Annotated in this window: 12 protein-coding genes; 9 read left to right on the top strand and 3 right to left on the bottom strand. The window is 55.9% G+C overall.

The window, feature by feature from the left end:
• Positions 1–400: 400 nt before the first annotated feature.
• Together V1566_RS23760 and umuD are read right to left on the bottom strand one after the other, a co-directional pair.
• Entirely contained in the window at positions 401–1,672 is a 1,272-nt protein-coding gene (locus V1566_RS23760; protein ID WP_395306079.1) for a Y-family DNA polymerase, read from the bottom strand.
• The gene (gene umuD / locus V1566_RS23755) at positions 1,672–2,103 is read right to left on the bottom strand and encodes a translesion error-prone DNA polymerase V autoproteolytic subunit (RefSeq protein ID WP_192545249.1); all 432 of its coding nucleotides are present in this window, start codon (positions 2,101–2,103) and stop codon (positions 1,672–1,674) included. Before umuD ends, V1566_RS23760 begins: the two co-directional genes overlap by 1 nt.
• A 231-nt stretch (positions 2,104–2,334) precedes the next feature.
• Between umuD and parM the strand changes: the two genes are divergently transcribed.
• Genes parM through V1566_RS23740 form a run of 3 tightly spaced genes read left to right on the top strand, consistent with a single transcriptional unit; the run spans position 2,335 to position 4,241 of the window.
• Positions 2,335–3,306: a plasmid segregation protein ParM domain-containing protein gene (gene parM, locus V1566_RS23750; protein WP_395306135.1), complete on the top strand. Its 972-nt coding sequence runs from the start codon at positions 2,335–2,337 to the stop codon at positions 3,304–3,306.
• A gap of 2 nt (positions 3,307–3,308) precedes the next feature.
• A complete protein-coding gene (locus V1566_RS23745) occupies positions 3,309–3,971 on the top strand; it encodes a plasmid partitioning/stability family protein (protein ID WP_395306078.1) in 663 nt (220 codons plus the stop codon).
• Positions 3,972–4,010: 39 nt separating this feature from the next.
• Positions 4,011–4,241 carry a hypothetical protein gene (locus V1566_RS23740; protein ID WP_395306077.1) on the top strand — a complete coding sequence of 77 codons (231 nt, stop codon included), beginning with the start codon at positions 4,011–4,013 and terminating at the stop codon, positions 4,239–4,241.
• Between the two features lie 463 nt (positions 4,242–4,704).
• Here the strand turns inward: V1566_RS23740 and V1566_RS23735 are convergent, their stop codons facing one another.
• The gene (locus tag V1566_RS23735; RefSeq protein ID WP_395306076.1) at positions 4,705–5,010 is read right to left on the bottom strand and encodes a chorismate mutase; all 306 of its coding nucleotides are present in this window, start codon (positions 5,008–5,010) and stop codon (positions 4,705–4,707) included.
• Between the two features lie 527 nt (positions 5,011–5,537).
• On the opposite strand from V1566_RS23735, the gene V1566_RS23730 reads away from it, so the two are divergent.
• The 6 genes from V1566_RS23730 to V1566_RS23705 all read left to right on the top strand — a co-directional run bounded on the left by V1566_RS23730 (position 5,538) and on the right by V1566_RS23705 (position 10,613).
• Complete coding sequence (locus tag V1566_RS23730; protein ID WP_395306075.1) at positions 5,538–5,963, top strand: antirestriction protein; 426 nt, start codon at positions 5,538–5,540, stop codon at positions 5,961–5,963.
• Between the two features lie 42 nt (positions 5,964–6,005).
• A complete protein-coding gene (locus V1566_RS23725; RefSeq protein WP_395306074.1) occupies positions 6,006–6,506 on the top strand; it encodes an antirestriction protein ArdA in 501 nt (166 codons plus the stop codon).
• Positions 6,507–6,704: 198 nt separating this feature from the next.
• Entirely contained in the window at positions 6,705–6,956 is a 252-nt protein-coding gene (locus tag V1566_RS23720; RefSeq protein WP_058842241.1) for a DNA polymerase III subunit theta, read from the top strand.
• 630 nt (positions 6,957–7,586) lie between these two features.
• A complete protein-coding gene (gene ssb / locus V1566_RS23715) occupies positions 7,587–8,102 on the top strand; it encodes a single-stranded DNA-binding protein (RefSeq protein ID WP_395306073.1) in 516 nt (171 codons plus the stop codon).
• Positions 8,103–8,264: 162 nt separating this feature from the next.
• Positions 8,265–8,489 carry a DUF905 family protein gene (locus V1566_RS23710; RefSeq protein ID WP_032645552.1) on the top strand — a complete coding sequence of 75 codons (225 nt, stop codon included), beginning with the start codon at positions 8,265–8,267 and terminating at the stop codon, positions 8,487–8,489.
• Between the two features lie 69 nt (positions 8,490–8,558).
• Complete coding sequence (locus V1566_RS23705) at positions 8,559–10,613, top strand: ParB/RepB/Spo0J family partition protein (protein ID WP_395306072.1); 2,055 nt, start codon at positions 8,559–8,561, stop codon at positions 10,611–10,613.
• Positions 10,614–10,657 lie beyond the last annotated feature (44 nt).

Genomic DNA, 10,657 nt, shown 5'->3' with positions numbered 1-10,657 from the left:
AAGGACTTATCCACAGTTAAAGGATCATCCACAGACACAGCATGCGTAATCCCATTTATAAACACGCGCAATCCGTTTTATAAACACATAAATCCGCTTTGTAAACACAGAATACCGATTTACAAACACAAATATCCGACTTATAAACACATGAAATGGCTGTTAGCCTATGCATGGCGCGGTTTTCAACGTACCGGGATCTGTTTGGATCATTATATGGATCTTTGCTGGATCAGATATTTGGATCTACCCGGTGGATAACTGGATAAGTTGTCCATTTAACTTCGAGCGTAAGCAGAATTTGTACGTACAGTTCCCTGGTGCTTCCTCGCTCACTCGCGGGCTTCGCCCTGTCGTTCGGCTGCGGCGAGCACTACTGGCTCTCTCTGAAAGGCAAAATTTAGCCGATCCTCGCTATGGGGATATCTTTCCAGCGGGTGGTGTACGCAGGGGAGAGCATATCGCGTTTCATTTGCCATGATGGCGCAATCCCTCGCCCGGCAAACCAGACCTGTCCCAGACCGGAATGATTAATGCCATCGAGAACCTTCATCAGCTCAGTGCTGTGAAGACGTGGAGGACGTTCGTCGAACAGCTGCAGCTGCGAAACGCCGGAGCCGGTGAAGTCATTCAGCATCACACCGGCTTTGGCATACCGGTGCCCATCCTTCCAGATACGCTCCAGAGCCGTTGTGGCGGCCGCAATGATGTCCCGGGTGTCCTGAGTGGGGGTAAGCAGTTTCTCCGTGGCCACGTTGCCGTAGTAAGGCTCTTTAACGGCGAACGGAGACGTTTTGATAAAAACGGAAATATGCCGGCAGTACTGGCGCTCTTTACGCAGCTTTTCTGAGGCCCGCTCTGCGTACTGACAGACAGCCTGCCGCAGCGAATCGTATTCAGTGACCTTCTCACCAAAGCTGCGGCTGCAGACTATCTGCTGCTTTGTTGGCGGTACTTCCTCAAGCGACATGCAGCTTTCCCCGTTCAGTTCGCGCACTGTTCGCTCGAGAACGACGGAGAAATTTTTGCGGATGAAGGCCGGGTTCGTCAGGGCCAGATCGAGCGCGGTCTTAATGCCCAGAACATTGAGCTTGCGTGCAATACGGTTTCCCACGCCCCAGATCTCTTCGACCGGCTGCAGTGAAAGCAGTTTCCGCGTTCGCTGAGGATTCCCCCGGGTCAGGGCGAGCACGCCTCTAAACTGTTTCCACTCCTTTGAGGCCCATTGTGCTGATTTTGCCAGGGTTTTCGTCGGCCCGGCACCCACGCCGATGGTCAGACGGGTACAGTCATATACGTGCTGGCGCAACTGCCGGCCGAAGTCCTCCAGAGCCATGCAGTGCTCCACGTCGGTCAGGTCGAGGAACATCTCGTCAATCGAATACTGTTCCACCCTGGGAGCCAGCTCCTCCAGACAGCTCATCACGCGCGCCGACATCGAAGCGTAAAGCTCATAGTTGCTTGAAAAACAGTATATTTGTTCCGGGTAAAGCTCGTTCTTTATCTGGAACCACGGGGTGCCCATTTTGATCCAGGGCTTCGCCTCGGCGCTGCGTGCGATCACATTTCCGTCGTTGTTGCTCAGGACGACGATCGGCTTTCCTTTCAAATCCGGGCGGAAAACGCGTTCGCAGCTGGCATAAAAGCTGTTCACATCGGCCAGGGCAAACATCAGTACATCTCCCTCGGGCGGTGGATGATGTGCGTGACGACGCCAAAGATATCCAGATCGTCCGGGTCGGGATAAATCGGCGACCAGGCGGCGTTCATGGGCTGCAGCGTCAGTCGTGGCGTCAGCAGGAGCCGTTTAACCGTAAACTCCCCCTGCACGCTGGCCACAACAATATCGCCATGCCGGGGCTTCTCGGCACTGTCCACAACCAGAAGATCGCCATTGTACAGGCTGCCGTCTGCCATGCTGTCTCCGCTTGCGCGAAGGTAGTAAGTCGCGCTCGGATGCCGTATGCAGTAATCATGGAGATCCAGATCGGACTCGACATAGTCAGCTGCAGGGCTGGGAAAACCGCAGCTGGCCAGGTCTGCAAACAACGGGTGGGCCTGTGGCGGGAGTGCTTTCCCGGTGCTGAAAAGCTGCAGTTTCATCTTTCCTCCTGACGTCTAAATATACTAGTTATACATACAGTGTATTTAACAGCGTGAGGATAATCCAGATCGCCTGCGCCATGAACAGAGTGAGTAACCTAAGCTACTCAAAATGTTCACAAATATCATTTTGATTATTTTGTGTTGCTCATGATGAGAATTAGGACTTTTATTTTTCCATTTTGCTCTTATAATATGTATCAAATTGAGTGTAATTGACGGAGCATAATGGTGAATATTTACTGCGATGATGGTTCAACTAATGTTAAGCTGGCATGGTTTGAAGGAAACGAGCTGCAGACCCGGGTTTCAGCTAACTCCTTCCGGCATGGCTGGAAAGTGGCGGAGTTCAGTGCTGCAACGTTCAACTATCAGGTGGACGGGCAGAAATACACCTGGGACAGCGTCAGCCGGGATGCCATCCCGACAACAAACGTGGAGTATCAGTACGGTGATCTTAACCTGCTGGCCGTGCATCATGCCCTGCTGAACAGCGGACTTGAGCCGCAGCCGGTGAGCCTGACCGTGACGCTGCCCCTGAGCGAGTATTATGACGGGGACTGCCAGCGGAACGAGGAGAACATCCGACGCAAACGGGAAAACCTCATGCGTACGCTGGTTCTGAATAAGGGCAGGGCATTTACCGTAACGGACGTGAAGGTGATGCCGGAATCACTGCCGGCGGCGTTCTCCCGTCTCGCGGAGCTGAAGCCCGGACCCGCTGAGACCACCCTGATTATCGATCTCGGCGGAACCACGCTCGATGCCGGCGTGATTGTCGGACAGTTTGATGATATCAGTGCGGTACACGGCAATCCGTCTGTTGGCGTGTCACAGGTCACCCGCGCAGCTGCAGGCGCGCTGCGGGCTGCAGACAGCGAAACCAGCGCGCTTATTGCTGACACGGTCATCCGCAACCGCCATGATCGTCAGTATCTGCAGCGTGTGATCAACGATGCCGGAAAAATCGACGATGTTCTGAACAAAATTACAGAGGCAATCACTTCCCTGGGCGCGCGTGTCACCAGCGAGCTGACGGCCTTCAGGAACGTTAACCGGGTATTCCTGGTCGGGGGAGGGGCATCCCTCATTGATGAGGCTATCCGTCAGGCCTGGCCTCTGGCTCCTGACCGTATCGAGGTTATCGGCGATCCGCAGCTGGCGCTGGCCAGAGAGATCGCCCTTTACAATAAAGAGGACTAAACGTGCCGGACGGCCAGTATTCTTTCTATCTGCACAGCGACGATCGCACCGACATCGCGGCGATGGCGACCATCAGCACCATCTCACAGCCCCTGCGCGGTGACTTCATCCGGACCGCCGCCACCGCCGGGGCGGTGATGTACCAGACGGATGCCCGTTTACCGGCGCTGATCCCGGTGTTCTTTGACGGGCATCTGAGCGCCATCCGGCTTTGCGCCGTGATGGCCCTGGTCTCCGGCATCTGGTCTTCACTCTCAGGACTTCCTGATGAGCCTGATGGTGGCGTGGCGGCTCTGGCCATGTCACCGGATACGGAATACCAGCGCCGGCGTTACACCCTGACGCTTCTGGATGACCGGAGCAGTGAACGGGTTGAGCGTGTGCTGACGGGGGTGTCTTCGCGCCTGCGTGGAGAGCTGCTGAGAAACCTGATTATCACCGGTCTGGCCCTGCATACGACCGCACCGGAGCTGCCGCGTCTGCTGGCCAGTATGCCGGTACCGCCCGGCACGGTCTGCGAGCTGCAGGTTCTGGTTCAGCAGATGGCCGGATCGGCTGGCGTGAATAACGCTGCAGTACCGGAGAAACCGGCCGCGTCAGTCGAACCGGTATCCGGTGAAGCGACCAGGATAAAGAAAAATATGCAACGGGCATTCGGTGACTAGTATTACGAATCACATCCTGTTCGTTCTGCGGAGGTTCCAGTGGTCCCTGGTTTCAGAAAGGTTTTGCGATTTGCCGGGGCCCCCGTTGACGCATCAGAGGCAGAACGCCGTAAGTATGGCCGCCGCCTGATTCTGATCGTCACCGCCTGTCTTCTTCCGTTACTGTTTGTCGGGGCTCCGTTGTGGGTATTTGTGCTTTCACAGGTTGTATGGGGAGCCGGGATGTACGCTGGCATTTCCCTGATCAGTGACAAAACTGATATCCAGTAACGACTCATCTCACGGGAAGCCGCCCCGGCTTCCTGTGTAACACCGCGCATTTCTGCTTTATCACCTCAGGCTGCTGGCCCACAGATAAAAATTCATTGCGTAAAAAATGACCATGCCGTGGTGTTCCCATGGATACGCGGTCTGCAGCGATCTGACTCCAGGTTATCCACAGAGTTAGGGTACCAGCGCTGTGGACAGGTGCAGGCTATTTATCCGAGGGGGGTGAGTTTCAAACATCGGGTAAAGCGCGGAAAAAAACGTCTCCACAGTGGAGGAGACGTAAAGAATAAAATGATAAACAACAACGCCATCACAGCGATACAGAATGTGTCGAAAACGGCTCAAACCAACGCAACCGTTTGCGTCAGCTATTTTCTCATAACCGATCACCCTTAACAGCTACCAGAACGGGTAAAAATGACAGCTTGCATTTCCGTTATCCGGCTGCCGCAGGCAGACCGGTTCAGTCAGTCTTCGCTGCGGTATGCTGAAGCTGATCATGTTGCTCAAGCTCATACTCGATAAATGCGCTTATCATGGTCCGGTAGATTTTCTCGATAATCACTTCTGAAAGCCCGGCCTCAGCTGCCTGCCTGCGAACCCTGTCGATGACCTGTTGCACGCGATCGGGAGCCCGGACAGCGGAATGATCCGTCTTGAATGCCGCTGCAGCTTTAACACATTCGGCACGCCGGGCGATGATGTTAACCAGTTCTCTGTCTAACTGGTCGATCCGGTTTCTGACCTCTTCAATAGTGGTGAACGTCATTCTGTGAACTCTTAAGCTAGTACATGGGTTTATCAGGATACACCATGTTCAGTCCGGAACCCGTGTGTATTTCCGGGGCTAAGGATGTCGCCGGCTTGCTGTTGCCGCCGGCTCCGCTTCACCCGGCCCCATCCCTCCGGTCTGTGGCCTTATAGCTGCGTCTGTCGCGTTGCGACATCTGCTTCCGCTTTTCTCCCTGTGGTCGAAAAACGGGGGAGAGAAACCTTGTATTCAGCCTCCTGCATCGCGACGGGTAGTGCCGTGCCTTCACTTTAGCCCGGCCGCTGCAGATGCAAGGGTTCGCTGACGCCGCCATCCTCGCCCGGTCGCAGTTTTTTTTATGATGCTCGCCGTTCTTCCCGTCGTTTTCTCGCTCAGGTTTCGCTCGAAAACCGTCCAGACCAGCTTCGCGCTTTATCTGCGCTGCGGCCTCCGGTGTCGCCCCTGCATCTTCCGCTTTCCGCCGGGCTGTCGTGTCGGCACGGCACAACCCGGTGCCGCAATCTTATGAACCTGTGGAGGTTGCTATGTATCACGTCTGTCAAACCGCGCTGGATGTTGAAGAGTCCGATCGCCTGTCATTCCTGCCTGAATTATTTGGGACAGATTTTCTCGCCGCAGAGATGCAGGTCTATGCGCTCGCTGAGAAACACATCACCGATTACTGCGGAGGATTCTGGCATTTCATCCGTATTCCGGAGGGTGGCGGTTACATTATGCCGGACGGTGATCGTTTCCATCTGACTAATCCGGATAACTGGTTTGATCGTTCTGTCAGTGCCGATGCGGCAGGGATCATTATTACGGCGCTGGCGATCAACCGCCGTATCTGGCTGCACTATGAGCGCGGTGATGTTGCCCTGACGCGCCACCTGATGGTGCAGGAGTCCTGCCTGTGGAATTTCATCAGCTCCCATGACGAATGTGCCGCTATTTGTGCTGCCCTGGACTGATACCACGCCGGGGCGCCTGGCGCCCCGTTTAAGGAGCTAAAAATGAACGCTACATCACCGGCGGTGTACGTGGGGACATACCACAAATACAACTGCGGCAGCATTTACGGGAAATGGCTTGATCTGACGGATTTTGACGGCGAAGACGAATTTCTGGAGGCGTGTCGTGAGCTTCATTCCGGCGAGGACGACCCCGAGTTTATGTTTCAGGACCGGGAGGGGATCCCGTCTCAGTTTGCGTCTGAATCCTCCGTGAACTGGGAGTATATTGCGGCCTTCAGGCAGGCACAGGAAGAAGGGCGAACCGGCGCGTTTGTAGCCTGGGCAGAATATACCGGTGAATGCGATTATGACGCCTTCGATACGGCGTATTACGGAGAGGCTGACAGTGAGGAAGGTTTTGCTTATGGCTTTGTGGAGGAACACGGTCTGCTGAATGAGATGCCTGAATCCCTGCGGTGCTATTTCGATTATGAGGCTTACGCACGCGATTTGTTCAGCAGCGGCTACGTGTACATCGACGGGTTTGTTTTTTACAACTGAGGCGGGAGGGGCAGGGGGGAACCTCTGCCGGCACCGCAGGCAGGTCCGGCCGCGCGAAAACCCTGGCAGGCTTCGCCTGCCGGTGAGGCGTTCCGCCGCGCCTGCGGCGCCGCGCATCTTCCTCACCGTTGCGGGTCGCCGGGAAAGCGTTCAGGGGGTAAAATTGGTTTTCCCTTTCTGAATAACCGGATAAAGCCAGTGTCTCAGTGGAATATTGCTGCATTCTCAAAAGAAGATCAGGACAAAGTTTCTGTCGATAAAGCTGCCGCAGCCGTCGCCTGGCAGGAACGAATGAATAAGCCGGTGGTGCCCGAAATGGTTGAGCGTGAGCAGCCGGAGTCTCTTCGCGACTATTTCCGGGAGAGGTTGCGGATTCACCGGCAGAACAGCCTGCAGCTGCCGCGTGCCGGATCTCCTGAATACCTGAAAGCTGACGAAGAAAACAACTGACAGACAGCTAACCCCTTATCTGGACCCCTTCGGCTCCTGACCAGCTGCGCTGTCCAGTCGTCGAGCCACACTCCGCCAGGGCAGCTGCTTCGCACCCGCCGGGCTCCGCCGAACCCGCAGGCGGGTTCGTGCCTGACGGCTAGTGTCTGATGTCTGAGGTCAAGGTCAGGGGCAGCGCTTGCTGCGACCGTTCCGGTCGCGCCGCTTTCACCGTGCCGGCGATAAAGCTGCCGGCACTCTGAGGGGCAACGCCGTTTCGCGCCCGCGCGTTCCGTCGTTGCGGCGGGTTCCTGCTCCTTTCCTCTGGTGCCGTTTCACCCGTTTGAGTCCATTCGCCGGGGCTGAGACAAGCACAACCCGCCTGGCTGTCCAGGGACGGTAAACCTTTCGCAATAAATTTTTCCCGGCCATTCCGCAGGCTCCATTAGACCGAAAAAAATTTCCCGCTCACCCCGGACATCTGCGCCGGGCCGTGCTCGTTTACGCCCTTGCGGCGAACGGCTCTCAAACGGGTGAAGGTAACAACCAGGGGCAGGTTCAGCAGGTCCCCGCAAAACGTCAAAACCGCGGCCCCGGCAACTCAACGGGTGATGGTTTTAAAGGCAAAACAACGGATTAAGGAGATTCATCATGGCAGCACGCGGCGTCAATAAAGTCATTCTGGTTGGTCATCTTGGACAGGATCCCGAGGTGCGGTATCTCCCTTCCGGGGGCGCAGTAGCGAATATGAACCTGGCAACGTCCGAGACGTGGACCGACAAATCCACCGGGGAGCAAAAGGAAAATACGGAATGGCACCGCGTGGTGCTGTTCGGCAAGCTCGCCGAAATCGCCGGGGAATATCTGCGTAAAGGCGCACAGGTGTATATCGAGGGGCAGTTGCGTACCCGCACCTGGCAGGATGAACAGAATGTCACCCGTTATGTCACCGAAATTCTGGTGAATAACAACGGCACCATGCAGATGCTGGGTGGACGCCGTGACAACGTGCCAGCGTCACAGCCTGCCGTGCCGCAGTCCTCTGAACCTGCTGCCCCGACTCCCGCTCAGTCTCCGGCACCCACTTCTCCGGCGAAAAAACCACGTAAAAGCCGGACGACACCACCGCCGTCGAATTTGCCTATGGATGACGATGCCCCGTACTGATAACCCGTTTGTCCGGCCCTGCGGTGGCAGGGCCCTGATAAGGAACTGTTTATGAGCAAGTCTCTGAAAGATTTTTTGAACCAGCCTGAACGTCAGCGGGCGCCAACAGCGGAAGAACTGGAACTGGCCGCTCTGCTTAACGCGAACGCGGTATCACCCGTCATCGCCACCCCGGTGCTACCTGACGGCGAATTCACCCGTCAGGACGCTTATCGCGTGGTGGCGTTCTATACCAACGTGTTTATCGAGGACGATCAGGGTACGCATTTTCGTCTGGTTGTGCGTCGCGAGGGGGAAATGATCTGGCGTGCTTGGAATTTTGAAGCCGGGGCCGGGTACTGGCTGAACCGTTATATCTCCGGCTACGGCACCCGAAAACAGCAGTAAACAGTAAGAAAAAAGCCGGACAGGTGGGCTGTCCGGCAGACATTCATCAATAACTAAGAGGTATCAATTATGTCTGCAACTGAGTCTAAGGTAAAAACTGCTCCGAAAACCAGCAAAAATTCCCTTAAAGCTGCTGAAGCCGAAGCGCTGAAAGCGGCTCTCGATGCCGCACCGATAGAGTATGTCCCGGTGACGGCACTGGTGAAATCTCCCCTGAACGTCAGAACCATCCCTTATCCGGTGGAGAAAGTACGGTCAATGGCAGACTCCATTGATGCGCTTGGCCTGTTGCAGAATCTGGTCGTTCATTCTCTCCCTGACGGGCTGTGTGGTGTGGCTGCAGGTGGTCGTCGCCTGAAAGCCCTGCAATTGCTGCAGGATGAAAACCGTATCGATACCGGATATCTGGTGATGGTGAAAAAGGTGCCCGATGAACTGGCCGTCGCCGCATCAATGGCAGAGAACGAACAGCAGATGGCCATGCATCCGTCTGAACAGATCGCCGGGTTCCGCACGCTGGCAGAGCAGGGGAAAACCCCCGCGCAGATTGGCGATTTACTGGGGTTCGGTACCCGTCATGTTCAGCGCATGCTGAAGCTGACCGAACTGGCTCCCGAAATTCTGGACGCGCTGGCGAAGGATGAAATCACCACCGAACACTGTCAGGCGCTGGCGCTGGAAAACGATCAGACCCGGCAGGTCGAAGTGCTGGCTACCGCGCGTAAACGTGGATGGAATAACGAACCATCGGTTACCACGATCCGTGACCTGATTACCACCGAAGAAGTCTCCACCACGGGCAACAAATTCCGCTTTGTGGGAGAGGCGGCTTTCAGTCCTGAAGAGATCCGCGTTGACCTGTTCAGCAGCGAAACGGGAGGGTTTGTAAAAAGTGCCTCCCTCGATACCGCCCTGCTGGAAAAACTGCAGGATATCGCGGAGCACCTGCGTGAGGCGGAAGGCTGGGCATGGTGTGATGGCCGTCTTGAGCCGGTTTCTCACTACGGGAAGGACGCTCAACTCTGGCGTCTGCAGTCTGTTCCGCCGATTGAATATTCTGAGACAGAATCAGAACGCCTTGCTGAGCTGGAAACGCTGGAAGCGCAGTACGAAAGCGAGAATCCCGGCGTGAGTGATGACGTCGCGGCAGAAGCTCTGGAGGCGGTCCGGGAAGAACAGCAGACCATCGCACACCGGGCAAAACACCGGGCATGGACGGAGGAGGATAAGCAGACCTCCGGTGTGGTGGTTTCCTGGAACGGTCAGGAAGCGACGGTGCAGCGCGGCGTTGTGCTGCGCGCCGATGAAAAAATAAAGGAGAAGGAGACATCCACCGATCAGAAACCTGAAAAAGTCGATCCGCTGGACGCTGTCAGTGTCCCGCTGCTGACGCGCCTTTCTTCTGAACGCACACTGGCGGTTCAGGCAGCCCTGTTGCAGCATCCGCAGAAAGCCGTCGCGCTGATGGTCTGGAAAATGTGTAACTCGGTTTTCCATACCACGACGTCCGTCAAAGAGCCGTTCTGCATTTCCGTGAGCGTGTCGCATTACGCGCTGACCCGGGAAGCGCCGGACGGTGAAAACAGTATCGCATTTCAGGCCATCCAGGCGGAGAAAGAACGCCTTGAAGCCCTGCTGCCCGAAAACTGGCGTAAGGATATGACGGCTTTCTTTTCGCTTGATGGCAAAACCCTGATGGCGCTGATGACGTTCTGCACGGCCTGCTCCATTGACGGCGTCCAGAAAAAAGATGAATTCGGCCGGAAACATCAAAGCCCGCTGGACCTGCTGGAAACGGCTATCCACTTTGACCTGCGCGACTGGTGGAAACCGACAGCAGACAATCTCTTCTCACATATGACGCAGCCACACATTGTGCAGTCCATCTCAGAGGCCGGACTGACTGGGGCGGCACTCGATGCCGCGAAGATGAAGAAAAAGGATGCGGCTGAACACGCTGAGCACTTCCTGACGCAGGTCCGCTGGATCCCCGACTGGATGACCTGCGCCGAAAACGAGAAGCAGTTGTCCGGTAAACCTGATCTGAGTCTGGCTCCGGACCAGTCTGAATCCGACGTTGTGTCTGAATCTGCCCCTGAAAACAACCCGGCACGCGCTGCCTGATAACGGAAGTCGCCCCTGCGGGGGCGGCTAAAAGGAGACTGTAA

Origin of the sequence: Enterobacter sp. ECC-019 (assembly GCF_043974075.1) — a bacterium.
Classification (GTDB): domain Bacteria; phylum Pseudomonadota; class Gammaproteobacteria; order Enterobacterales; family Enterobacteriaceae; genus Enterobacter; species Enterobacter asburiae_D.
This window is presented reverse-complemented; position numbering and strand designations above follow the sequence as displayed.